Source organism: Mesobacillus jeotgali (assembly GCF_002874535.1).
GTDB lineage: Bacteria > Bacillota > Bacilli > Bacillales > Cytobacillaceae > Mesobacillus > Mesobacillus jeotgali.
In genome coordinates this window covers 139,689-163,065 of sequence record NZ_CP025025.1, presented here as the reverse complement: position 1 = coordinate 163,065, position 23,377 = coordinate 139,689, and the positions used below count along the sequence as shown (strand labels likewise).

Sequence of the window (23,377 nt, the reverse complement as noted above, 5' to 3'; positions counted from 1 at the left end):
CTAGAATGAGAATCAAGGCTCGTTTGATGTATAAAAAGAAGACTTCAGTGGAAGTGGTCGATATATTGGGAAAAGTGATCGATAAAAACCGTAATCCGCTGATATATCTTGAAAAGTGGTCGATAAAAACCAAAATCCGCTGATATATCTTGAAAGTGGTCGATATAATTTAATTTTCGCCAATAAAGCTGAGTACTGCCGCCAGGTTTTTTATGTCCCTATACTCCCGCGGTCTCTCATGCTTAGGCCAGATGGTATGCTGTTTCGAACCCGCCTCTGGTGGCATCTGCTAAAGATGTATTGCCTGCTGCGTCTCCTATGACGATGATGTGATCCATCACTTCTCTTAGTGGCTCTTCCAATGGGTTGTAAGCCTGCACTCCCATGGCTATGACAACCTGGTCAACCTCTACCATTACGGTTTCGCTAGTTTTCTGCTCTTTTAAAATGGCTCCATCGAGTACAATTTTGCTAACCTCGTGCCCGGTAATGACCTGGATATCCTCGGTTTTCAGCTTTTCCATCAGTTTCACTCTGGTCTGCGGGCTTATTTTTCTGGCTGATTCTGTGAGGACTTCAATGAGTGTTACTTCATTTCCTTGCTCGGAAAGTCTGCGCGAAGTGCTGTGGCAAACCATCCCGCTTCCTATGACTGCGATTTTTTTGCCGGTAAAAATACTGTTTTCAACTTTGACATCGCGATAATTGCTTACATGCAGAAGCTCAAGACCCTCAAAACCTGGGACACGCGGGGTTCCGCCTGTAGCCAGCAAAACCACATCCGGGTTCATTAATTTGATCAGCCCGACAGACGCTTCTGAATTCAGGCGGATATCAATATTCAGCCGAGCCATTTCATCGATGAGGTATCTAACGTACCTTGCCATTTTCTCTTTATATATTGGGTCTGTGACAAGGTTTAGCTGCCCGCCGAAACAAGTCAGCAATGTTGTTGAAGTACAAAACACCTCCAATGCCTGGCCACTATTATTTTCCGACATCCTCCAGGATATTTTTGTGTATCCCTGGATTCCATTCGTCGCCTGCGCCGTCATCACCATTGTCATCCTGGGATTCTTTTCGCTGGCCGATGGGCTGAGAACACATTTTCAAAAAGGATATGAATACTTATAGCGTTAATGGAGTGAGCCTTTTTTGGGGGCTCACTTTTTTGTTCCATTCTTCCAGATGGAATATAGGGTATTTCCCTGATTACCAACCATTAAATTCTAATAAAACCTTTATATACCAAGGTTCAATACCCCTATAAGCATTTCTTTTATCACTTAAAGACTTTGTTGTCAAAGTTTGTTCAAAACTTTTTGACAGAATTGTGTTGATGCTTTCAATTGTGAGGTACGTCACACCTTGGCTGTGATATAAATGGTTTATTAATCTTGTAAGCACTCATATCAAATATGGAGGAATTAAAATGGCTCGTATAAATACATGGAATCCTGAAGACGACCGTTTCTGGCAATCTGAAGGAAAAAAGCATGCTCAACGTAACTTATGGATTTCGGTCCCTTCTTTAATGCTCGCATTCATTGTCTGGCAAATCTGGTCTGTAGTCGCAATTCGCTTGAATGACATTGGCTTTAGTTTTACTGATCAGCAGCTTTTCACTTTGGCGGCAATGCCTGGTCTTGTTGGTGCAACTTTACGATTTGTATATACTTTTGGTGTAGGAATGATGGGCGGACGTAACTGGACAGTTCTGACAACCGCAGTTCTTGCGATTCCGGCTGTCGGAATTGGATTCGCAGTACAGAATCCAGATACACCGTTCTCAGTTATGCTTTTACTTGCTGCACTTTGCGGCCTGGGCGGCGGAAACTTTTCAAGTTCTTCATCCAACATCAGCTTCTTTTTCCCGAAAAAAGCACGCGGAACAGCGCTTGGTATTAATGGCGGTTTAGGCAACATGGGTGTATCAGTCGTTCAATTCGTTACACCATTAATCATTACGACTGGTACTTTCGCTTTTATCTCTGGTGATGGACAGCAATTATCAAACGGCCAGGAAGTTTTTCTTCAAAACGCAGCATTCATCTGGCTCATCCCGATTGCAATTGTAACAATCGCAGCATGGTTCGGCATGGATAACCTGCCTGGAACAAAGCAATCTTTTTCAGATCAATTCGTCATTGTAAAAAGAAAGCACACTTGGATCATGACATGGCTTTACGTAGCAACATTCGGATCATTCATTGGATACTCAGCGGCATTCCCGCTTCTGTTGAAATCACAATTCCCTGAACATATCTCATTGGCTTTCCTTGGCGCTTTCCTTGCTGCAGCTTCACGCCCTGTAGGCGGATGGCTTGCTGATAAAATGGGTGGAGCAAAACTTACTTCAATTGTCTTGGTGGCAATGATGGCCGGAGCAGGAAGCGTCATCTTTTTCCTTGGCAACAAGCAATTCAGCGGCTTCCTGATTTCATTCCTGATCCTGTTCATCGCTGCTGGAATCGGTTCTGGTTCAACATTCCAAATGATTCCTGGAATCTTCGTTCCTAAAGAAGCAGCACCAGTGCTCGGCTTTACCGCAGCATTCGCAGCATACGGATCATTCTTGATTCCAAAGCTGTTCGGCTGGTCTATCAATATTTCCAGAGGCTATGCACCTGCATTCTTTATCTTCATCGGCTTCTATGTATTGTCGATCATCTTAAACTGGTATTACTATCAGAGAAAAGAGTCTGTAGCGGTACTTGAAGCGCAAAAGACAACAGCCTAAATTCAAAAACCTCGCCCTTTTAGTTGGGTGAGGTTTTTTCCAATTTTATGTTTATTCCCAAATGACCATGGGTATTTAGAACTATATATAGAGAGAATGATTGTTTTACCAAAAGGGGAGATTAAGTTGCTCACACTTTTTCTATTCCAAAGGGAACTAAGTCAACTGAAAGATGAATATCAATCAAGTGCTGATACAATTATCAAAGCGCAAATTCTGAAGGATATCGCTCTCCTGACAGAAGCGATAAAAGAAATAAAAGAGGCATGGGAAGCAAGAAGTTCCCTCGATCCTGCGAAAAACGGATAAACCATCGTCCCTATTCATGAGAAAATATATAATCACGCAAGGAAGCCGGGTTTATGCCACGGTTTCTTTTTTTAGGTGTTTTTCAAAAACCTTATCGTTTTCTCACCCTTGATTCATCCAGCATCAGATCCGGAACACAAAACAGCTAGAAAAGAGAAGGAAGCTAGTAAAAAAACTGCCATGCCCTAAGATCCGCGTTAAGGACTTAAAATCCAGTTACAAATATACTTAATAAAGTAGGTTTATAGACCCACGAAAAGGGTGTGGATAGGTATTTGAACCTAAATCGAAAGCACAGCAGGAGGGATTACTTTGGCTGAAAGGTTATTGTTAAGTTCCCGCTGGAAATCATTCCTTCAAAAAAAAGCTCTGCCAATCGTCACTACTGCACTTGGGCTTCTTTGGTATCGAAACAAGTTAAAGGATTCACTTTCTACTTATCAACAGCTTTATGATCATCATCCTGATGCCATGATTTCCATAGACAGTAAGGGACAAATCGTAGCAGTAAATCAACAAGCCCTTTATACCACGCGCTACACAAAGGAAGATTTACAGGGGAAGTCCATCTATACCCTATTTCCATTTAAAAATGTTAGCCTACTGGAGGATTGGCTCTTTAGCCCCCATCCAGACCCCATGCAGAAAACAGAGGCAAAGATGCTCACCAACCAAGGAAATTATATTGATGTGAACGTATCAATCGTAAAACTACATAACCAAAGTGATATTTACATCCACTTGATTATTGAAGATATCACAAAGAAAAAGCGACAGGAAGATCACATCAAGTTTCTTGCCTTTCATGATGATCTGACAAGCCTGCCAAACAGAAGGATTTTAACGATGCTGATCGATTATATGATTAAAAAACAAATAAGTTTTTGCGTCATGATCCTTGATTTCGATGGTTTCAAACGAATTAACGACACTTTCGGCCATGCTGTTGGCGATCAGTTTTTAGTCAAAGTCGGAAATAGACTTGTGGAGCTGTCTGAAGGAAAGGCAATAGTCGGGAGGCTTGGCGGGGATGAGTTCCTGGTTATTTTCCCTGATAGTGAATGCAGTGAGAGTGCGAATCAGATAATCGAAGGTTTCCAAGAGCCCTTGGTTGTCGGTAAATATGCAGCTCCGCTGACCGCCAGCGGAGGCATCGCTGCATACCCCAGCCAGGCACAGAATAGAAAAGAACTTCTCGAATACGCTGACATCGCCATGTATCAAATGAAACGCAGTGGTGGAAATGGTTACCGTCATTATACCGAAAAGCTGTTTTCGTAAAAGTTGTTGTTAAAATCCTAAAGCCGATTTTAACGTAATAAAAAGCCATTTTGTCGTTCGGTATTAAGCTTGCAAGCTCTTTTCTCATAACAAGAGACTATTTTAAGAAGAAAAAAGAGCATTCACTCCTATTTTGTAGTCAACAGCAACGAAGTTTGAGAAAAGAGCCTTCTGAAAAGAAAAACTAGGAATTGCGTGAGGCAAATTCCTAGTTTTGTCTTTCCAAAGCTTCAATTGGAGCAGGCTTCCCAAAAAAGTATCCCTGGAATAGCTGATATCCTTTTTCCTTAAGCCACTTAAAGTCTTTTTCCAACTCAATTCCCTCCGCAAGCGGTACAGAACCAAGTCTCTTCGCTTCGATCAAAAAAGCGGAAGCTGTCTGTTGCTTTTGTGTATCCGTTGCAACTCCCTGGACATACTTCATATCCAATTTCATATAATGTGGCTGCAGATCTGACAGCAGCTCCAGTGTACTATATCCTTCGCCCACATCGTCCAACGCATAACGGAAACCTTTTTCTTTGTAAAAAGCCAGGATCCTTTTCAGATGATCCGTGTCTTCCACATTTTCCGTTTCCACCACTTCAAATACAAGCCGATCCGGGTTGACTCCCAACCGATCTGCCAGCATGGTGGTCGATTTCAGACAGAACTCAGGTGAATAAATCGAAGTCGGGATGAAATTGATAAAAACCTTTTTATCGGTAAAAGAAGCTGCCCTTACCGCTGCCATCCTGCAAATCCGGTCAAGCGCATACAATCGATCTCTTTTCCTGGCCGCCCCAAAGATTTCTCCAGGATAAATCATTGACCCATCCTCTCGGTAAAACCGGGCCAGCATCTCATATGCATAAATTTCGCCTTCACCATTAAGGATCGGCTGAGCATGGCAGGTAACAAGCTCATTAAGAATGACCTCGTCAATCCATTGGCTATCGAGGATTAACCCTGCTTCTGTCAGCGGCCGCCATTCCCCATCATCAAGCCGGAAAAAGACATTCTCAGAATCCATATGATCATGGCAAAAATCAAGGAAATCCTTCATTCCCGCTTCACTTACAACTATAGTATCCCCCTCTGAACGGACCAATTCTCCGTTACGTCCCAAATGGCGGACCACTTCAGGAAAAACAAGAAAATTCTGGTGCCCTTCTACTATAATTTCAAAATGCAAATTGCCGACCACACACGCATTACACCCCATTGTATCCAGCTTCCTCTCAAGTTAGTTATTTATTACTATATCACTGTTGTTATATATAGGTAAAATGATGCATCTAATTATCTCTGATTCTTCTGCCTTACTGCTATGGATTTTCCAAATAGCTTAGTTAAAAATAGGGGGCATGGAATAGTCGAAGCATGAAAGCTCCGGTATAATGAAATGGTTTTTCAAAATCATTCTTTAAGGAGCAAATCATGTCATACATAAAACCAATCACCCCTCAACACGACCCCTGGGAAGCTTACCTTGATGTCGAACAATACGGCAGGCCTCAACTCACCAATATCGAATTCACGACAACGACCCTCTGCAATATGCGGTGCGAGCATTGCGCAGTCGGCTATACACTGCAAACTAAAGATCCTGCTGCACTTCCATTGGAGCTTATTCTGAAGCGACTGGACGAAATACCAAAGCTGCGTTCATTGAGTATAACTGGAGGCGAACCGATGCTTTCCCTTTCTTCGGTGAAAAATTATGTCGTGCCAATCTTAAAGTATGCATCAGAACGGGGCGTCCGGACGCAGATCAACTCCAATTTGACGATGGACCTTTCTCGGTACGAGATGATCATACCGTATTTGGATGTGCTGCATATCTCACATAATTGGGGCACTGTCGATGATTTCGTAGAGGGCGGTTTCGCAATGATGGAAAAGAAGCCAGACTACCAGCAGCGCGAAAAATATTTTACAAGAATGATAGAAAACAGCAGAGAGCTCGTGAAAGCCGGCGTCATGGTATCAGCCGAAACGATGCTGAACAAGCGCACCTTGCCGTATCTCGAAAAAATACACCAGCAAATCGTCGATGAAATGCACTGCCAAAGGCATGAGGTGCACCCAATGTACCCTAGCGATTTCGCAAGCAGCCTTGAAACACTGACACTTGGAGAAATCCGCGGAGCGATCCACCATCTGCTTGACATCCGGGATAAAAACGTGTGGATGTTGTTCGGTACGCTGCCTTTCTATGCATGCAGCAATATGGAGGAAGATTTGAACCTGCTAAAACGTCTTTATGACAGCAAAAATGTGACCGTTAGGAACGACCCGGACGGACGTTCGCGCCTCAATGTGAATATTTTCAACGGAGACATCATCGTCACCGATTTCGGCGATACTCCTCCGCTTGGCAATATTCAGGACACCAAGCTTGAAGATGCCTTTCAAACTTGGCAGGATTCCGAGATCGCCAGGGAACTAAGCTGCCACTGCCCGGCCGTCTCCTGCCTCGGACCGAATATATTGGTTAAAAACAGCTATTACCAGAAGACCGACTTCAGCAAGCTTCGGCATAATGTTTCCAGGTAACCATTGTTAACAAGAAAGGCCTGGTCCACAATATAGGATCAGGCCTTTCTTTTCATATCATAAAACTTTCAATACTTCAGATGCCGCCCGCTCTGCTGCTTGAAGTGCCCCTTCGAGATGTCCCCCATGTCCAGGGGCTGTTTCTGTACCCGCAAAAACAACCCGCTTTTCCCATGAACTCATGCCTGCCGGCAGTCCATAGTCCGGGAAACTGGTCAACGGCAGGGCATCTTCCTCAACAGCTGTATCCAGATCGCTCGACCAGTCTTTATAAAAGAGAGCAATTGGTTTTTCAGCCGAAGGGCCAAAGAGCCGTGTCAGTTGGTCGATGACCAGTCTCAGTGTATGTTCCTCACCAAGTTCATGACGCACTTTTGCCGGAAGTCCCAAGAAACCAAAAAGGGCGCCATAACCTGTGTCAGGTGAAGCATCATGAATTTCCTGCAAGGGGCCGGCCCAGCTGGTGACCTGGCCGGAAAGACCAGCATCTCTCCAGAATGGCCGTTCATAAACCGCTACTGCCTTGGCCTGTCCCGCCATCCATGTCGGCTTGTCTTTCAGGCTGGTCATCAGTCCATCGGGGAGTTTCGGTGAAAAAGCAATGCTTTCCGCAACGATTCGAGTCGGCAATGCCAGGATTACGGCTGCGGCCCGAATGCTTTTCTTTTTTTCATCAAATTGCTCTGCGTATATTGTGATTCCTTCAGGTTCATCCAATTGAATTGCATTAACCCGTGTATCCAGTTCAACTGTCTCCGGCGGAAGTGTGGATGCAATGGCATCAATAAGGGACTGGATACCGCCGGCCAGCCTCACCGACCTCTCAACTGCGCCTTCTGGCAGAACGTGCCGCTGTACCTTCCCAGTTTGCGATTGCTCAAATAGCATCGCTCCTGCAGTATGCTGTTCAATGGTTGGCAATCCAAGGTCTTTCACCAATTTGGCGATGGCAGGCTCGTGATTCGGCCAAAACCAGGTCGGGCCCAAATCAAACCGGCCAGGCTCCGGCCTGTCTTTGGCTGCCATGCTCAAAACCCTGCCCCCAATCCGGCTACGCGCCTCCAGAACCCTGCAGCTTATTCCTTTTGATTGTAGCAAAGAGGCAGCACGAAGACCTGATAGGCCAGCCCCGACAATCACAACCGGTTCTTTCATTCACGTTTCCTCCATTCTTAACATTTCGTTTCCAGGGCCATGCCTGATCTAGACAATCTACATACTAGGTTTTCTTGCTTAAAGTTCAATCCGTTTTATAACTCTCGCTGGATTGCCGCCAACGACAACGTTATCTGGCACATCCTTCGTAACGACTGCTCCTGATGCAATCACGACATTGTCGCCCACCGTTACCCCCGGGTTTATGATTGCACTTCCGCCAATCCAGACATTGTTTCCAAATGTGATCGGTCTGGCATATTCTCTGCCTGAATTCCGTTCAGCTGGATTAAGTGGATGTGTTGCTGTATAGATTTGTACGCCAGGTGCCAGCATGCAATTGTCGCCAAACCGGACTTCACAAACATCGAGGATGGTACAGTCAAAATTGGCAAAAAAGTTCTCTCCCACATGGGTGTTATAACCGTAATCAAAGCGGATATTCGGCTCCATAACGACAGTTTCTCCAGTTGAACCGAGTAATTCCTTTAATAACTGTGTCCGTTTTTCTCCTTCGGTTTCCAATGTTTGATTATATATTCTAACTTTCCGTCTAGCTTCCTCGCGTCCCTTAACTAATAATGGGTCAGCAGGATTGTACATTTCCCCAGCCAACATCTTCTCTTTTTCCGTATTCATTTTGATGCCCTACTTTCTAATGCAGTATATTGGACGATAAAAAATGGAAGCAAAGGGAACGTCCCTATGCTTCCATTTTATCAATAGTTGTGAAACTTATAAAATGAACGAAAATAGATTTATAGTTCATCAAACCCATTATCAGCGGATGCTTTAGTGTACTGTCTTGATTTTTGCTCAAAGAAGTCAGTCTTGCCAAGGTCTACTTCCTGATAGGCGATGATCCATCTTAATGGATTGGTCCGATGTCCTTCGAAGGGGGCAGTAAAGCCTAGTTGTTCTGCTCGTTTGTTTGCCATGAACTTGATATAGGCTTCGACGTCTGACATGAGCAGTCCATCGATCTCGTTACCGACTATATAATCTGCCCACTCAATCTCCAGCCGTGCCGCTTCCCGGAAAGCTGCGGTACCAAATTCCCTCAGTGATTCTGTGTCGTACTGAGGATTTTCACGCAGTATCTCTTTGAATATCTTTTCGAAAAGCCCTACATGCAGCTGTTCGTCACGGTTGATGTAGTTAATCATCGTGCTGGTGCCGACCATTTTCTGGTTCCGCGCAAGGTTATAAAAAAAGGCGAAGCCCGAGTAGAAAAACAGGCCTTCAAGGATGACATCATAGACGATGGAATGCAATAGATTTTCAATGCTTGGATCTTCCGCGAAACCTTTATATCCGTCTGTTATAAATTCATTCCGCTTTCGCAGAGTTGGTTCTGTCCTCCAATAGTCGAACACTTCCTCCTGCTTCGATTTGGGTACGATGCTTGACAGAACGTAACTGTATGAATGGTTATGGATTACTTCCTGCTGCGCCAAAATGATCATCAGCGCATTTAGACTAGAGTCCGTCAGGTAATCAGCAACTTTTCCGGCATAGTCCGTTTGAATGCTGTCAAGGAGTGCCAGCAGCCCGATGATTTTCAAAAAGGCATCCTTTTCTTTTTCGGTGAGCACCGAAAATTGCTTAATATCCTTTGACATATTGATTTCAAAAGGAGTCCAGAAATTGCCGAGCATTCTCTTATATTTTGGATAGACCCATGGGAAGCGGACATCGTCCCAGTTTAATATATTTGAACTTCGGCCATTAATAATGCCAGTCGAAGCATTGGGAGCCTCGACGTCTACAAGTGATCTTTTCTTCAATTGTGTCATGGTTTTCCGCCCTTTCCTCTTAACTATGGCAGCTTTCGCATTCATCCCACTCACTGCTCGATGTGGAGCGGACATAATAGGTCGTTTTCAATCCCGATTTCCATGCATCCATATGCAAATCCAGCAGCGCTTTTGCCTTAATCGTGTTTGTCACGTAAAAATTAAACGAGATGGATTGGTCGATATGGCGCTGGCGCCGTGCATTCTGCCTGATGCTCCAGTGCTGGTCCGTGTTGTATGCTGTCTTATAAAACCACATCGTTTCAGCTGATAGATCTGGTGCAGTCACCGGAATCTTATAGTCTTTCTTTTCCTCGGAATATTCGAGCCTGAAAATCGGGTCAATGCTAGCTGTTGAACCTGCTAGAATTGAGGTCGAGGAGTTTGGCGCAACTGCCATCAGATACCCGTTTCTGATTCCGTTCTGCCTCACTTCCTCAGCGAGGTTGTCCCACCTTTCGCCAACGTATTGTCTCTTTTCGAAAAACTGTCCAGTTGACCAATCGGAGCCTTCGAAATAAGGGTATGCCCCTTTTTCTTTTGCCAGCTCGAGGCTAGCATTGATTGTTAAAAAGGCGATATTTTCATAAAGACTATCACAATACTCGACAGCTTCTTCGCTTTCCCATTTGATTCCTTTAAGAGCCAGAAGATGATGCCATCCGAAAGTCCCCAGCCCGATTCCTCTGTAGTTTTTGTTTGTTATTTGCGCCTGCAGGACAGGGATTTCATTGATATCAATGACATTGTCGAGCATCCGGACCTGGATATTGATCACCCTCTCAAGGACATCATCCATCACACTTTTCGCTAAAGAAATAGAGGATAAGTTGCAGACGACAAAGTCACCCGGTTTTTTATAGATTAAAATCTTTCCGTCCTGCATTGTTTCCTCTTCAAGGAGAGTAGGGCTCATATTCTGTGTAATTTCCGTACAGAGATTGCTGCAGTAAATCATCCCTTTGTGATGGTTGGCATTGAGCCTGTTGACCTGATCCCTGTAAAACATGTAAGGAGTTCCTGTTTCAAGCTGGGAGATCATGATCGATTTAAAGATTTCAATGGCAGGGACCACTTCATGTGACAAACCAGGATGGTAGACGCAGGCCCAATATTTTTCACGGAAGGAGCCTGCCCCCTTTTCCTCGTCGAAATAATCTTCAAGGGAAAAACCCATGACACTTCTTACTTCATGAGGATCGAACAGATACCAGTCGCCTCGTTTTTCGACTTGCTCCATAAATAAATCGGGTATGCAAATGCCTGTAAATAAATCATGTGTCCGCTGGCGCTCGTCCCCATTATTGAGCTTTGCATCAAGGAACGGGAAGATATCCTTATGCCAGACATCGAGGTAAACGGCAATCGCACCCTGGCGCTGTCCTAATTGATCAACAGAAACGGCAGTGTTATTCAGCTGTTTCATCCACGGAATGACTCCAGAACTGACTCCTTTAAAGCCCTTGATATCACTGCCGCGGCTTCTGATCTTTCCAAGATAAACACCAATGCCGCCTCCATTCTTGCTTAAAGTGGAAATATCGGTGTTTGAATCATAGATGCTCCTCAAATCGTCTGCTATCGTGTCAATAAAGCAGCTCGATAACTGGCCATAGCTTTTGCCTGCATTTGCGAGTGTAGGAGTGGCCACGGTCATGTATAAGTTCGAAAGCGCCCAGTATGCATCCTCCACTACTTCAAGCCGCTTTTCCTTTGGTTCTTCTGCTAACAATGTCATGGCGATCATCATGAACCGCTCCTGGGGCAGTTCGGCAAAATCGCCATTTTGTGTGCGTGCCAGATATCTTTCTGCCATCGTTAAAAGCCCTATATATGTAAACAGCTTGTCTCTTTCAGGATCAATGACTTTTTCCAAATGATCTATTTCTTCACGGGAGTAGGATGTTAAAACTCGACTGTCATAAATCCCAATCTCTATTAAACTATTGATCAATTCGTAGAACGAACCGTAACCAGATTCTATTTTTGTATTACGAAAGCTTGCGCTTAGCTTGTATAATTTTTTCAGATAAAAACCCGCAGCCACATATGTCCATTCAGGCTCGTTCCGGCTGATTCGTTCCACTGCAGTCAAAATCAGCATATTTTCAACCTGGTCCTCTTTCATCTCTTTCACTTCAAGTGCCTGGTCCACCTTCTCTTTATACGTTTGAAAGTCCAATTCAGGGAAGGAACACTCTATTTCTGCGATCAGTTTGGCTACTTGTTCATCCTTTACTTGAATACTCATTGAACATTCCTCCAACTTGGTTACTTCTTCTCATGTCGAGCCTCCGCTGCCTTCTCATATCGGCAGTCTTGAACATCTCTCGTTCTTCATCATTTTCTGGAATGACCTTTGCTACGGGCACCGGTTTACCATTGTCATCCTTCGCGACCATTGTAAGAATCGAAGTGGTCGTCAGCGTTTTTCTGCTAGTTTTCAAGTTTTCACTTTCCACTTTCACGAACACTTCCATTGACGACCTGCCTGTTGAAATGACGACCGCTTCAAGTGTTAAAATATCGCCCACTACAGCGGAAGACAGAAAGTTAACCGAGTCAATCGAGGCAGTGACAACAGCTTTTCTGCTGTGTTTCATCGCTGCAATTGCGGCAATTTCATCAATATAGGACAGTACGGTTCCGCCAAAAATCGTTCCAAGATGGTTTGTATCCGGCGGCAGGACGAGCCTATTCTGAAATGTCCTTGACACATTTGTTGATAATCCTTCCATTTCTGACCTCCTGTGTGAAAAAAATGCTCCCTGAAAAATAAGAAAAACCCATCTCGAAAGATGGGTTCAAGTAACGTTGATGTATTAACAGCTCATATGAAGCGCAAAAAACAGCATGAGCCTATCAATTTATCCCCGTATACCTTCCCTATTCCCGAAGAAGATAACACGAATAAATATGGCAGGTCTCCTGACTTGTGCTTCACCCTACTTTAAGGCCTTCCCATCTATTTTTTAGACAGTGGTTCATCCTTATTTCGTCAGCACTTACAGTTGCGGGAACAGTTCTGGATTCGCACCAGATTCCCTATTAAGTCTTATTCAGACACCATACTTACCGGTAATTTCAATATTTAGTTATAAAAATCACTTACCAACACAATATATCGTGTTATGAATTGATAGTAAATCATCTTGATAGCTTTTTCAACTATTTTTCATTTTCCTCCTTCCAGTTGATTTGGTCGATATATTGCAAAAAGTGGTCGATATATCTTTAAATGTGGTCGATAAAATCAAAAATCCGCTGATATATTTAAAAATGTGGTCGATATATTTTATTTTTCGCCAATAAAGTGGAAGGAGCACCAATCGAACCTCGTTAAAGGCACTATTTCCTGTTTTAAAATGATTAACATTCTTCTCTTAAACCGGAAAATACTCCCCAGTCTCTGGATTGGCAATATAAGCATGGACAGGTATTGATTTTGGAATTAATGGATGGCCTTTTATTAAGTCTTTATTCTTCTTAATTACATCTTCAATATTTTGTGGTCCTGTTAACCAGTTGATTACGTCATTCCCCACTACATCAATGTAGTTAATTGTCTTGATTATATTTTCTGAAACTCCATGTTCCTTTATTTTATCTGATATATTTAGTTTGACTTCTTTACTTTCCATTTCACCGATTATAAAGATTTCATCCACCAGTTCATTATAGATCGCTAGAATGATATTTCGAATCAAGCACCCATAGGGTTGGGTAATAACTGCCCCAAAACTGTTAAGAATCATCATATCTTTATTCTTTTTATATGTTATCTCTGGAAATAAAGGATAAATCGCCTCATTAACACCTGTTATGATCATTGTTTTTTTCGTTGCTGAACTTTTTACTGTTGACATGTAAACCTCTCCTTTACTGTATCCATTTTGCTATTTCATAATAGGCGGGTATTCCAATAATCAAGTTAAATGGAAAAGTGACTCCTAAAGATAAACCCAGGTATATGGATGGATTGGCTTCCGGCACTGAAGTTTTAAGGGCTGCGGGTGCAGCAATGTATGAAGCACTTCCAGCCAATACCCCCATTAACGTAACTCCCCCTAAAGATAAGCCAACGAGATCCCCTACGAGAACGCCTAAACTGCCAAATAAAAGGGGAGTAAGCAAACCAAATGCCAGCAATTTCAATCCGTGCTTTTTAATCTCGGGCAATCGTTTTCCCGCAATCAATCCCATATTTAACAGGAAAAGAATTAACACACTGCTATATAAGTCTATAAATAAAGGTTTAACCATTGGGACTGCACTTTCACCAAGCGCCCAGCCTATTAAAAGGCTGCCAACAAGAAGCAAAATACTTTTACCAAAAATGCTTTCCCTTATCACTTCTTTATCTATTAAGTTTGAGGATGCAGGGATAAAGCCTAGATTCCGGGTGGAATAAATCGAAAGATCTTTTTTGCTCTCTGCTATTTTTAATAACAGTAAAGATACTAAAATTGCCGGACTCTCCATTAAAACAACCAAAGCATTCATGAACCCTTCATAAGATGTACCGCTCTCGTCAAGAAATGTAATGGCAGCACCATATGTAACTATACTGATGGACCCATAAGTGGCTGCCAACCCTATCGAGTTTTTAAGATCCAGTTTTATTAGCCTCATGAGAGCCAGTGTAATTACGGGAATGATTATTCCTAAAAACAATGCTCCCAGGATTGGTGCGAGTACAGACTCAATTGAGTAATGCGAAAGTTCAATGCCTCCTTTTATTCCAATGGCAATTAATAAGTAAATGCTTAGGCCTTCACTTAAACCATTGGGAAACTTCAAATCTGATTTAACGATTGCCGCTATAATGCCTAACACAAAAAACAACACAACGGGTGATAATAAATTTTGAAGTAATATTTCGTTCATTCAGCTTCCTCCTTTTGGTTTTTTCAATAAAAAAAACCGACAATTCCAGAGTCCAAGCGGTTAGACCGCTGAACTGAATTGTCGGTTTATCTTTAACTGGCAACATGCTATTAAAGATCTCCCTCTATTATCATAAAAATTTTTTCTCAAGGTCGTTATATAATTTAAATACCATTACGCGTTCTCCTGTCCGAGAGCTTATGTCAGTATGAAAACTTTTCACTTGTTCCCCACTGTTCGTAAATATGATTTCTTTTAAAGTTCCCAAACCTGATTCCACTAGTTCCGAACGGGTTTTCTTTACTGTTAACATTCCCTCTTTAGTTTCACAAACGGAATATTCTGCTGGTGTCAGGACCCCTTGCAAACTCACGATGACCATATCCCGCAATATATCTGTCTTAACGGAAACAGAGCCACGTCCAAGATAGTCCTTTTCCCATTGAGTTATCGCCTTGCTTATATCAGACTCCATAGAACCTTTCGACTTGTTCATATAATCCCCCCTAAACAAAAAATCGATCTATTCCTCAAGCTAAAATTCTAGTTTAAGGAATACATCGATTTACTTATTATCAACTTTATTATTTTTAATAAAATGCTTTTTCATCCGGCCAAATAAAAATTTAACTGGCATGCTAAAGCTTATTAGTATAAATAAGTTAATGAAAATCTCTCGATTGATTTATTAAATTAACGAAATGTTACCATATAACCTGCAAAATATCAATACTAGATCAATTGAAAAGTGAAGACAAAAGGCACGTCCTCTAAAAAGTCTGCAAAAATTATTACAGACGGGATATTCTTTATAAGCAGAAAAGCAGGAACCTGTTGGGCCCCTGATTCCTTATGCAGATGAATACTGAACAGATGAGCGATCAACTTTATTCTGGCCAGCTTATGATGCCTTTTTGATTTCGATAACTTTTCCTTCATTCCGCCATTTCTTAAATTCTACTGCAGCCGTAAATAATACGTCAGTCGATGAGTTAAGGGCTGTCTCAAAAGAATCCTGTAAAACACCGATGATAAAACCTACTGCAACTACCTGCATGGCGACATCATTCGGGATACCGAACAAGCTGGAGGCGAGAGGGATCAGCAGCAGTGAACCGCCGGCAACACCTGAAGCACCCGCAGCACTGATGGCAGCCATAACACTTAGAAGAATGGCAGTAGGAATGTCAACCTGAATGCCAAGTGTATGAACGGCAGCCAGTGTCATAACAGTAATCGTCACGGCAGCTCCAGCCATATTGATGGTTGCGCCTAATGGAATGGAAACAGAATATGAATCCTTGTCCAGGCCTAAATCTTCACATATTTTAATATTAACAGGGATATTAGAAGCCGAACTGCGAGTAAAGAATGCCGTAATACCACTTTCTTTCAAACATTTGAAGACAAGCGGATATGGATTTTGCCTTATTTGAGTGAAAACGATGAGCGGATTGACTACAAGAGCTACAACAAGCATGACGCCTATCAGAACGGCAAGTAGCTTTCCATAGCCAAGCAAAGAGCTAAGTCCGTTTGCTGTAATCGATTCAAATACAAGGCCCATGATGCCAAGTGGAGCGAATTTAATCACCCAAGTGACGATTTTGGACATCGCATCGGATAAGTTTCCAATGATTGTTTTTGTTGAATCAGACGCATTCTTCAGAGCAAGACCGACTAGGACTGCCCAGGCTAAAATACCGATATAATTAGCATTCATAATAGCATTAACAGGATTATCAACAATATTGAGCAATACAGTTTTAAGAACCTCAACTACACTTCCAGGAGGCGTCATGCCCTCAGCGCCAGCTGTAAGTTTCAAGCTTACCGGAAACAAAAAACTAGCAATAACCGCAATAAGCCCGGCAGCAAATGTTCCTAGAAGATATAAAGAAATAATCGTTTTCATGTTTGTTTTCTGCCCGCGTTTATGCTGGGCAATCGCCGACATAACCAGGAATAATACCAATACAGGGGCAACCGCCTTTAAGGCACTAACAAATAAAGACCCTAAAATAGCAACCGGCTTTGCAACCTCCGGGATGGTTAAAGCAAGGATAATACCAATTAACAAACCGGCAATGATCTGTTTCACCAGGCTTACTTGATTCCACTTCTTCAGTAAATCTTTCATAAGTCATCTCCCCCACTTGTAAGTTCTCTTGTTTGTTGTTTTTTAAAAAGGGCAATAACCACCAATGTCCTCCTTAAAAACACAACTGTTCGTGTACTATGTATTATAGATATTGAAATACTATATTACAATATAAAGATGTGAATATACTTAAAATTTCAACTATCTAAATACTTAAACATCATACCTCAAATTCAATCCAACCGTTAATAGATAATTCTTCCCAAGAATAGGTCCCTTTTTTAAATAAATAGACTCAACTATAGATATCCCGTGTACCGATTGAAAAATGCAGGGGATAGTGCAATTCTGGGCAATGCAAGGGCTCTCCTTTTACCCAAATGATAGAGTTGACGCCTTTTCGGGCAGTGCAGGGGCTCTCCTTTTACCCAAATGAGGGGAATTGCGCTTTTTGGGGCAATGCAATGGCTTTCCTTTTACCCAAATGAGGGAAATTGCACTTTTTCGGGCAATGCAATGGCTCTCCTTTTACCCAAATGAGGGGAATTGCGCTTTTTGGGGCAATGCAAGGGCTCTCCTTTTACCCAAATGATAGAGTTGACGTGTTTTCGGGCAGTGCAGCGGCTTTCCTTTTACCCAAATGAGGGAAATTGCACTTTTTCGGGCAATGCAATGGCTCTCCTTTTACCCAAATGAGGGGAATTGCGCTTTTTGGGGCAATGCAAGGGCTCTCCTTTTACCCAAATGATAGAGTTGACGTGTTTTCGGGCAGTGCAGCGCCTTTCCTTTTACCCAAATGAGGGGAATTGCGCTTTTTGGGGCAATGCAAGGGCTCTCCTTTTACCCAAATGATAGAGTTGGCGCATTTTCGGGCAGTGCAGGGGCTCTCCTTTTACCCAAATGATAGGGTTGACGTGTTTTCGGGCAATGCAGAGGCTTTCCTTTTACCCAAATGAGGGGAATTGCACTTTTTCGGGCAATGCAATGGCTCTCCTTTTACCCAAATGAGGGAAATTGCACTTTTTCGGGCAATGCAATGGCTCTCCTTTTACCCAAATGAGGGGAATTTCGCTTTTTCAGGCAATGCAAGGGCTCTCCTTTTACCCAAATGACGAAGATGACGCGTTTTCGGGCAATGCAGGGGATCTCCTTTTACCCAAAACTAGGGGATGACGGTATTTTTCCAAAACTCCCATGCACCAGAAAAATAGCAGATCATTTTACTGATCTGCTATCTTCTAAACTATTCATCTCTTAATGACGCAATGCTGGTTCCGAAGTTTCACGAGCCTGTTCACTCAAGTCAAAACGATCTGCATTCATGACCTTGACCCATGCGGAAATAAAGTCGCGCACAAACTTCTCTTTGTTATCGTCCTGGGCATATACTTCTGCGATAGCTCGCAGCTGTGAGTTTGAACCGAATACGAGGTCGACTCTGGTGGCTGTACGTACAACGTCACCTGTCTTTCGGTCGCGTCCCTCATATACTTCGCCACCAACGGGCTTCCACTCTACTCCCATATCCAGCAGGTTTACAAAGAAGTCATTCGTAAGCGAACCGACGCGGTCAGTGAATACACCGTGTTTTGTGCCGCCATAGTTCGTACCGAGGACGCGCATTCCGCCGATCAATGCCGTCATTTCCGGTGCACTAAGGTTTAACAGCTGCGCCTTGTCCAGCAACAGCTCTTCCGGACTGACGCCATACTGTTTCTTCTGGTAGTTGCGGAATCCGTCAGCATATGGCTCCAGCACTGCAAAGCCTTCAACATCTGTTTGCTCTTCCGTTGCATCCCCTCGGCCAGGAGCAAATGGAACAGTTACATCAAAACCTGCATCTCGCGCGGCTTTCTCGATGGCCGCACTTCCGCCCAGCACAATCAAATCAGCAAGACTGACGTTCTTATCCAGATGACTTTGAATGTCCTCCAGTGCATTTAGCACCTTTGAAAGCTGTTCCGGCTGATTCACTTCCCAATCCTTTTGCGGTGCAAGGCGGATGCGTGCACCATTAGCTCCACCGCGGAAGTCCGAGCCACGGAACGTACTTGCCGATGCCCAGGCGGTTGTAACCAGCTCACTGATTGTAAGCCCGGAGTCCAGGATCATCACTTTGACCTTTTCTACTTCCTCATCCGTCAATTCATAATCAACCGCTGGAACAGGATCCTGCCAGACAAAATCATCCTTCGGAACTTCCGGACCTTTATACCTTGTTTTAGGGCCCATGTCGCGATGCAATAATTTGAACCATGCACGCGCAAATGCATCGGCAAACTCTTCTGGATTTTGATGGAATCGGCGGGAAATTTTTTCGTATTCCGAATCATGGCGCAAAGCAATATCGGTGGTGAGCATCATGGTTGGAACTTTTACAGTTGAATCTTCTGCATCCGGTGCAAGATCCTTCTCAGCCGGATCAACAGCCAGCCATTGATAAGCACCAGCCGGACTCTTTGTCAGCCACCATTCGTACCCAAACAGTAAATCAAAGTAGCCATTATCCCACTGTGTCGGATTGGCCGTCCAGGCTCCTTCCAGACCGCTCGTAATCGTGTCTCGTCCCTTGCCGCTGCCGTATGCGTTATTCCATCCCAAACCCATCTCTTCAATAGAAGCAGCTTCCGGCTCAGGTCCAACATTGGCCGCGTCCCCTGCACCGTGGGCTTTTCCAAAAGTATGGCCGCCAGCAATCAGAGCTACTGTTTCTTCATCATTCATACCCATCCTCGCAAAGGTTTCGCGAATGTCACGAGCCGCTGCAAGTGGATCCGGTTTGCCATTCGGGCCTTCAGGGTTCACATAAATCAAACCCATTTGAACGGCAGCAAGCGGATTTTCGAGCTCGCGGTCACCGGTATACCTTTTATCACCGAGCCACTCGGATTCAACACCCCAGTAAGTGTCTTCCTCCGGATGCCAAATATCCGGACGACCTGCACCAAAGCCGATTGTCTTGCCGCCCATCGATTCAATGGCCACATTGCCTGCCAGCAGAATCAAATCAGCCCAGGAAATCTTATTTCCATACTTCTGCTTGACCGGCCAAAGCAGCCGGCGGGCTTTATCAAGGTTGCCATTATCCGGCCAGCTATTAAGAGGTGCAAATCGCTGCGAACCTGTTCCGCCGCCGCCCCGGCCATCTCCGACACGATATGTGCCTGCCGAATGCCAGGCCATCCGGATAAACAATGGCCCATAATGACCATAGTCAGCCGGCCACCAGTCCTGGCTGGTCGTCATAAGATCGTGGAGGTCCTCCTTCAGAGCATCATAGTCCAGCTTTTTAAATTCTTCACTATAATTAAAATCTTCTCCCATAGGGTTGGATTTTCGGTCATGCTGATGGAGAATATTCAATTGCAACTGGTTTGGCCACCAGTCCCTATTCGTCGTCCCACTGGTTTTATGACTAGTAGCACCCCCGTGCGTAAACGGGCATTTTCCAACCTTCGCAGTATCCTTGTCCATTTTCTTTCCCCTTTCATTTAAATAAAAATGATTAAACTTTCAACATTAATAACTATGAAAGAGACAAGGGATTTAGTATCTATAATTGGAATCTTTTATGAATAGGGGAGGCTAAGGATTGATCGGGGATTAATATGAGTTGGTTTAAGAAATCAAAATCAAAGCGAAGAGTTTAAATTACTAGCCAAAATACACTTCTACACTTTTTTCTTTCTGTGCAGTTTCCAAACAGCTTTGGATAAAGATGAAGATTTGTTTTTTATCCCAGAATGTACAATCACTCTCCGACGGTGAAGCAGTTTTAAAGAATTTTTTATAGCCTTTCATAGCCTTTTCAACTTGTTGCAGCGAAAAGACCGAACTCTTACCTGAACCGCTGACTCCAGCATAGAACTGGTAGGCATCAAGGAAACGGTACAGCAGGAGGGCATTATGATTCCCCATGCTAAAACGTGCATAAGCAATTTCTTCCCTCGCTTTATTCAATCCATAAATATCGTGACCCATTCAATATTCCTCCTTCTATTATAAATAAAAATATTAGGAAAGCTGATAAGTAGTTTTACATGGCTTACCACTCCTTTCACGCTTGTATTTAGGGAATTATTATAGAAAACTTGAGAGAGTTTAAGATGATTACGAGAGGATCTACAAATTCAATTAGAAAAGATGCTTCATTTATGGGGGTTTTACGAGAAGGTTCCAGAAGGATCGTTCACTTATCGAAAAAATAATACCACACATCGTATTATTTTAATTTAGGAAATTTTAAAACTTATTAACAATAATGTGAACGCCATTTTTGTTAAAACGCAAAAAAGGCAACTCCCCCGATAGGCTAGTTGCCTTAATTTGATTGGCACTACACACCTCCTGTGTCTAGAGGATGCTTGGCAATGTAAAAATGTTTTAGCTCCTTTAGAGCTACTTCACCAATTCATCCATTCTTCTTTTTTTATCAATCTTCCTTCTTCTGAAGATTTAAGGGCCAGTTCGATAATCTTGGTCACTCTAAGTGCTTCTTCCAATGAAACGACCGGCTCCCGGCTCGATATGCCATCAGCAAGTAATGAAAAGAAATGGTCGTATCCTCCAGTTTCTATCGTTACCTCTTTCGCTTCTTCTCTATAGAGTGTACCCACTTCCCCTTCTTTCCCTTGATAGAAAGTACCATCTGCCAATTGAGGTTCCTGCTTGTCAAGGCCGTACTTTACGAAACTGCCTTTTGATCCATGCAGTTCAAAACGAGGAAAAGCTGAATTAATAAATGAACTTGAGCGCAAATATACTCGCTTTTGCCCATAGTGCAGCACGATTAGAAAGCCATCATCCGTTTGGCCGTTCTCCCGTTGAATCACTATTTCTGCATATAGTGCATCTGGTTCGCCGAATAAAACAAGTGCTTGATCAATTAAGTGGGAACCTAAATCGTATAGGATGCCCGAGCCTATCCCTGGTTGTTCTCTCCAGCGATTACGAACAACGGGCCTGAATCGATCAAACCGCGATTCAAGGACTTTCCAGTCTCCCAGCATTTCTTCTTTCAGAAGTTTTTGGATGGTTAAGAAGTCTCCGTCCCAGCGGCGGTTTTGGTGAACAGACACCACGGACTCGCTATTTTCGGTTAGCTGAATGAGTTCTCTTCCTTCTTCAACTGTTAAAAACGCTGGCTTTTCGACAAGCACATCCTTTCCTGCAAGAATACATTGTTTCAGCATGTCATAGTGCATGTCAGATGGCGTGGTAATGATATACAACGTTGCCTCACTTTTTGAAAGTGCCTCTTCTACCGTTGCATACACGGGTACATTGCTTACATCCCTATGGTCTTTGGATGATCCTGATCTTGAAATAATTCCAACTACTTCATATTTATCAGAATGAACTAAGTGCGGCAAATGGAACACCTTTGCGGCAAAACCAAACCCGGCAATTATTGTTTTTATCATGAAATAACCTCCACCAATTTCTTATTCCGCTGCTAAAAAATGATTCTCATTTCCCTGTCTTCCCATACACCTCATCACGCTGATGAAATCCATCAGCAATAATGGTGTCATCTATATTATTTTTATCTACAGCAATAGGCGCAAGTAGGAGGGATGGTATTTCTAATTTTCCGTTGTTAATTTTTCTGTCCGATGTAACGGTTTCTCCTTCTGCCATTTTGATAGCGGCTCTTGCTGCTTCGTATGCTAATGTTTTAATAGGTTTGTAGATGGTCATTGTCTGAGTCCCTTGGACAATACGCTGTGCTGCTGCTAAGTCTGCATCTTGTCCGGCAACTGGAATTTTCCCCGCAAGCCCTTGTGCTTCAAGTGCTTTTATAACTCCACCTGCTGTCGCATCGTTTGCAGCAATAACCGCATCTATCTCGTTATTATTTATCTCCAAGGCAGCTTCCATATTGGCACGAGCATTTTCAGGAGTCCAATTTTCAGTCCACTGATCATACACAATCTGTATGTCACCCCTATCTATGAATGGCTGAAGGACATTAAAAACTCCTTTTTTAAATAAATGTGCATTATTGTCTGTATTTGCCCCGCCGATATATACATACTTCCCTTTTGGCACTACCTTTGTTATCGCCTGAGCTTGAAGTTCTCCAACTAACTCATTGTCAAAAGAGATGTATAAATCAACAGAAGAATTTTTCACTAAACGGTCATATGATATAACTTTGATACCCGCAGAGTGGGCTTTGTTGACGATGGTTGCTACAGCCTCCGCGTTATGCGGAACGATTACAAGCAAGTCCACTCCCTCGCTGATTAACGTTTCTGCCTGCACGATTTGCAAGGTATCGTCACCCTTCGCTTCGCGTATCACGACTTCCGCCCCTAATGACTTTACCGCTTCTTTAAACAAGTCTCTATCTCTTGGCCACCGTTCCTCTTCCAACGTGTCCATCGAAAAACCGATTTTAAGCTTGTCTTCCGAATCAGTAACTCTTTCAATCTCTGACTCTTTGTTTTCCTTCTGTATTGTAGACACCCCTTCTTCGCATGCCGCCAATAACATTAGGAGGAAGATAAGATTCAATAAACCAACTATCCTTAACTTTTTTACCATCGCTTCTCCTCCCTTCCCTGT

At 43.2% G+C, this 23,377-nt stretch carries 19 protein-coding genes and 1 riboswitch; of the genes, 4 read left to right on the top strand and 15 right to left on the bottom strand.

Annotation, left to right across the window (positions count from 1 at the left end; translation table 11 throughout):
• Positions 1-242: 242 nt before the first annotated feature.
• Positions 243-1,055 carry an FAD-dependent oxidoreductase gene (locus CD004_RS00725; RefSeq protein ID WP_158651441.1) on the bottom strand — a complete coding sequence of 271 codons (813 nt, stop codon included), beginning with the start codon at positions 1,053-1,055 and terminating at the stop codon, positions 243-245.
• A gap of 377 nt (positions 1,056-1,432) precedes the next feature.
• Here CD004_RS00725 and CD004_RS00720 point away from each other — a divergent pair, with 377 nt between their 5' ends.
• From CD004_RS00720 to CD004_RS00710, 3 genes are all read left to right on the top strand, one after another.
• Positions 1,433-2,740: an MFS transporter gene (locus CD004_RS00720; protein ID WP_102261004.1), complete on the top strand. Its 1,308-nt coding sequence runs from the start codon at positions 1,433-1,435 to the stop codon at positions 2,738-2,740.
• 126 nt (positions 2,741-2,866) lie between these two features.
• Complete coding sequence (locus CD004_RS00715) at positions 2,867-3,049, top strand: hypothetical protein (protein ID WP_102261003.1); 183 nt, start codon at positions 2,867-2,869, stop codon at positions 3,047-3,049.
• A 312-nt stretch (positions 3,050-3,361) separates the two neighbouring features.
• On the top strand, positions 3,362-4,330 hold the full coding sequence (locus CD004_RS00710; protein WP_102261002.1) for a sensor domain-containing diguanylate cyclase: 969 nt from the start codon (positions 3,362-3,364) through the stop codon (positions 4,328-4,330).
• 208 nt (positions 4,331-4,538) lie between these two features.
• On the opposite strand, the gene CD004_RS00705 is transcribed toward CD004_RS00710, so the two are convergent.
• Complete coding sequence (locus CD004_RS00705; RefSeq protein ID WP_102261001.1) at positions 4,539-5,534, bottom strand: EAL domain-containing protein; 996 nt, start codon at positions 5,532-5,534, stop codon at positions 4,539-4,541.
• A gap of 215 nt (positions 5,535-5,749) precedes the next feature.
• On the opposite strand from CD004_RS00705, the gene yfkAB reads away from it, so the two are divergent.
• Complete coding sequence (gene yfkAB / locus CD004_RS00700; RefSeq protein WP_102261000.1) at positions 5,750-6,868, top strand: radical SAM/CxCxxxxC motif protein YfkAB; 1,119 nt, start codon at positions 5,750-5,752, stop codon at positions 6,866-6,868.
• Between the two features lie 57 nt (positions 6,869-6,925).
• Here yfkAB and CD004_RS00695 read toward each other — a convergent pair whose 3' ends face one another.
• From CD004_RS00695 to xylF, 13 genes are all read right to left on the bottom strand, one after another.
• A complete protein-coding gene (locus CD004_RS00695) occupies positions 6,926-8,023 on the bottom strand; it encodes a flavin monoamine oxidase family protein (protein WP_102260999.1) in 1,098 nt (365 codons plus the stop codon).
• A gap of 78 nt (positions 8,024-8,101) precedes the next feature.
• Entirely contained in the window at positions 8,102-8,662 is a 561-nt protein-coding gene (locus tag CD004_RS00690; protein WP_102260998.1) for a sugar O-acetyltransferase, read from the bottom strand.
• Between the two features lie 119 nt (positions 8,663-8,781).
• A complete protein-coding gene (locus CD004_RS00685) occupies positions 8,782-9,819 on the bottom strand; it encodes a ribonucleotide-diphosphate reductase subunit beta (protein ID WP_102264942.1) in 1,038 nt (345 codons plus the stop codon).
• Positions 9,820-9,838: 19 nt separating this feature from the next.
• Positions 9,839-12,070, bottom strand: coding sequence for a ribonucleoside-diphosphate reductase subunit alpha (locus CD004_RS00680; RefSeq protein WP_102260997.1), 2,232 nt, complete (start codon positions 12,068-12,070; stop codon positions 9,839-9,841).
• Complete coding sequence (locus CD004_RS00675; protein ID WP_102260996.1) at positions 12,048-12,557, bottom strand: acyl-CoA thioesterase; 510 nt, start codon at positions 12,555-12,557, stop codon at positions 12,048-12,050. Before CD004_RS00675 ends, CD004_RS00680 begins: the two co-directional genes overlap by 23 nt.
• Before the next feature lie 163 nt (positions 12,558-12,720).
• A riboswitch (cobalamin riboswitch) is annotated at positions 12,721-12,905 on the bottom strand.
• A 297-nt stretch (positions 12,906-13,202) separates the two neighbouring features.
• Positions 13,203-13,685 carry a carbonic anhydrase gene (locus CD004_RS00670; RefSeq protein WP_102260995.1) on the bottom strand — a complete coding sequence of 161 codons (483 nt, stop codon included), beginning with the start codon at positions 13,683-13,685 and terminating at the stop codon, positions 13,203-13,205.
• 13 nt (positions 13,686-13,698) lie between these two features.
• On the bottom strand, positions 13,699-14,706 hold the full coding sequence (locus CD004_RS00665) for a sodium-dependent bicarbonate transport family permease (RefSeq protein ID WP_102260994.1): 1,008 nt from the start codon (positions 14,704-14,706) through the stop codon (positions 13,699-13,701).
• A gap of 130 nt (positions 14,707-14,836) precedes the next feature.
• Positions 14,837-15,202 carry a Na-translocating system protein MpsC family protein gene (locus CD004_RS00660; protein WP_102260993.1) on the bottom strand — a complete coding sequence of 122 codons (366 nt, stop codon included), beginning with the start codon at positions 15,200-15,202 and terminating at the stop codon, positions 14,837-14,839.
• Positions 15,203-15,607: 405 nt separating this feature from the next.
• Entirely contained in the window at positions 15,608-16,846 is a 1,239-nt protein-coding gene (gene sstT / locus CD004_RS00650; protein ID WP_102260991.1) for a serine/threonine transporter SstT, read from the bottom strand.
• 1,215 nt (positions 16,847-18,061) lie between these two features.
• Complete coding sequence (gene katG / locus CD004_RS00645) at positions 18,062-20,281, bottom strand: catalase/peroxidase HPI (RefSeq protein WP_102260990.1); 2,220 nt, start codon at positions 20,279-20,281, stop codon at positions 18,062-18,064.
• 180 nt (positions 20,282-20,461) lie between these two features.
• On the bottom strand, positions 20,462-20,788 hold the full coding sequence (locus CD004_RS00640; RefSeq protein WP_170029927.1) for a hypothetical protein: 327 nt from the start codon (positions 20,786-20,788) through the stop codon (positions 20,462-20,464).
• Between the two features lie 422 nt (positions 20,789-21,210).
• The gene (locus CD004_RS00635) at positions 21,211-22,230 is read right to left on the bottom strand and encodes a Gfo/Idh/MocA family oxidoreductase (RefSeq protein WP_102260989.1); all 1,020 of its coding nucleotides are present in this window, start codon (positions 22,228-22,230) and stop codon (positions 21,211-21,213) included.
• A gap of 46 nt (positions 22,231-22,276) precedes the next feature.
• Positions 22,277-23,356, bottom strand: a complete 1,080-nt coding sequence (xylF, locus tag CD004_RS00630) for a D-xylose ABC transporter substrate-binding protein (protein WP_102260988.1) — start codon at positions 23,354-23,356, stop codon at positions 22,277-22,279.
• Positions 23,357-23,377 lie beyond the last annotated feature (21 nt).

Bases quoted from the DNA above. Each gene is read 5' to 3' on its own strand.
- xylF (WP_102260988.1), bottom strand. From the start codon at position 23,356: ATGGTAAAAAAGTTAAGGATAGTTGGTTTATTGAATCTTATCTTCCTC.
- katG (WP_102260990.1), bottom strand. From the start codon at position 20,281: ATGGACAAGGATACTGCGAAGGTTGGAAAATGCCCGTTTACGCACGGG.
- CD004_RS00635 (WP_102260989.1), bottom strand. From the start codon at position 22,230: ATGATAAAAACAATAATTGCCGGGTTTGGTTTTGCCGCAAAGGTGTTC.
- CD004_RS00665 (WP_102260994.1), bottom strand. From the start codon at position 14,706: ATGAACGAAATATTACTTCAAAATTTATTATCACCCGTTGTGTTGTTT.
- yfkAB (WP_102261000.1), top strand. From the start codon at position 5,750: ATGTCATACATAAAACCAATCACCCCTCAACACGACCCCTGGGAAGCT.
- CD004_RS00670 (WP_102260995.1), bottom strand. From the start codon at position 13,685: ATGTCAACAGTAAAAAGTTCAGCAACGAAAAAAACAATGATCATAACA.
- CD004_RS00680 (WP_102260997.1), bottom strand. From the start codon at position 12,070: ATGAGTATTCAAGTAAAGGATGAACAAGTAGCCAAACTGATCGCAGAA.
- CD004_RS00640 (WP_170029927.1), bottom strand. From the start codon at position 20,788: ATGGGTCACGATATTTATGGATTGAATAAAGCGAGGGAAGAAATTGCT.
- CD004_RS00725 (WP_158651441.1), bottom strand. From the start codon at position 1,055: ATGACGGCGCAGGCGACGAATGGAATCCAGGGATACACAAAAATATCC.
- CD004_RS00690 (WP_102260998.1), bottom strand. From the start codon at position 8,662: ATGAATACGGAAAAAGAGAAGATGTTGGCTGGGGAAATGTACAATCCT.
- CD004_RS00705 (WP_102261001.1), bottom strand. From the start codon at position 5,534: ATGGGGTGTAATGCGTGTGTGGTCGGCAATTTGCATTTTGAAATTATA.
- CD004_RS00695 (WP_102260999.1), bottom strand. From the start codon at position 8,023: ATGAAAGAACCGGTTGTGATTGTCGGGGCTGGCCTATCAGGTCTTCGT.
- CD004_RS00685 (WP_102264942.1), bottom strand. From the start codon at position 9,819: ATGACACAATTGAAGAAAAGATCACTTGTAGACGTCGAGGCTCCCAAT.
- CD004_RS00675 (WP_102260996.1), bottom strand. From the start codon at position 12,557: ATGGAAGGATTATCAACAAATGTGTCAAGGACATTTCAGAATAGGCTC.
- CD004_RS00720 (WP_102261004.1), top strand. From the start codon at position 1,433: ATGGCTCGTATAAATACATGGAATCCTGAAGACGACCGTTTCTGGCAA.
- sstT (WP_102260991.1), bottom strand. From the start codon at position 16,846: ATGAAAGATTTACTGAAGAAGTGGAATCAAGTAAGCCTGGTGAAACAG.
- CD004_RS00660 (WP_102260993.1), bottom strand. From the start codon at position 15,202: ATGAACAAGTCGAAAGGTTCTATGGAGTCTGATATAAGCAAGGCGATA.